The 1,441-nt window shown below is 39.8% G+C and carries 1 protein-coding gene; it reads left to right on the forward strand.

Going from position 1 to position 1,441, the window contains the following annotated elements; translation table 11 throughout:
* Nucleotides 1–169 precede the first annotated feature (169 nt).
* Nucleotides 170–1,441: IS4 family transposase (locus INF30_RS14535; RefSeq protein WP_226395719.1), on the forward strand; the 1,272-nt coding region annotated here is incomplete at its 3' end.

Here is a 1,441-nt window from a genome sequence, read left to right on the forward strand (position 1 = left end):
GGCCAATGTCATTTAGTTAAGGCATTAGCAGAGCGGTTCTTACAGAGCAAGGTATATAGAGATATGTACCCTGCTCTTTTTTACGTATATTTCAAAAAAATACTTGACAAACATAGAAAAATTTGCGGCGAAGCCCCTTAAATGTATTACATTTTTGGAGGTAACACTTATGATATTTGCTGAATATGTAAAAAACAGGCTTTTGTCGCTGATCCAGGAAATGGCCTCGCTCCCATGGCTGTTTGTAAAAAATCCTGCAGCTGATTTTTCAAGAAGAAGAAAACTTGATTTTGCATCCACAATCCAATTTATTCTTTCTATGGAAAATGGCGGCTTGAAAAATGAATTACTGGATTATTTTCGGTTTTCCGTTGATACACCTTCCGCTTCTGCTTTTAATCAGCAGCGAAGTAAACTGCTTCCGGAGACATTCCCTTTTTTGTTCCATGAATTTAATTCTCTTTTCCCACCCCAAAAGAATTATAATGGCTATCGCCTGTTAGCCTGTGATGGGTCTGATCTGAATATTCCCCGTAACCCCAAAGATACAGACACCTATTTCCAGTCACTGCCAACAGATAGGGGCTTTAACCAGATCCACTTGAACGCGCTTTATGACCTGTGCGAAAAGCGCTATACCGATGTTGTGATACAGCCTGCACGGAAAGAAAATGAATCCCTTGCAATGACTCAGATGATCGACCGTTACCGTGGACAAAAGGAAACCATTTTTATCGCTGACAGAGGGTATGAAACCTATAACATCTTTGCTCATGTCCAGGAAAAAGAGATGTACTATCTGATTCGCGTAAAGGATGGCGGGCGGGGCAGCATGACAGGAAGTTTCCTGCTCCCTGATAAGGATGAATTTGACCATACCATGCAACTTATACTGACCCGAAAACAGACCAATGGAGTAAAATCTAATCCAAAACAATACAAGATCCTCCCTAAATCAAGCCCTTTTGACTATCTGGATTTACACCACAAAAAGTTCTATACCTTAAATTTTCGGGTGGTTAGATTTGCTCTTTCAGAGAATTCATATGAGTGCATTATTACAAATCTGCCCATAGAAGAATTTCCGGCAGAAGAGATAAAGAAGATTTACGCGATGAGATGGGGGATAGAAACCTCTTTCCGGGAATTGAAATATGCGATTGGTTTAAGCTGTTTTCATTCAAAAAAGGTGGAGTATATCATACAGGAAATATATGCACGTCTGATCCTTTATAATTATTGTGAAATCATCACGATACACGTGGTAATCCATCAAAAGGATACAAAACATATTTATCAAATGAACTACACAACAGCAATCCATGTATGCCGATATTTCCTTCGGAATGATATTTCTCCACCTAACGTTGAGGAACTGATACGGAAGAATCTTTTACCTGTCAGACCTGGGCGTTCAGACCCTCGCAAAGTCAAACCCAAG

Source organism: Claveliimonas monacensis, assembly GCF_014982975.1.
GTDB lineage: Bacteria > Bacillota > Clostridia > Lachnospirales > Lachnospiraceae > Claveliimonas > Claveliimonas monacensis.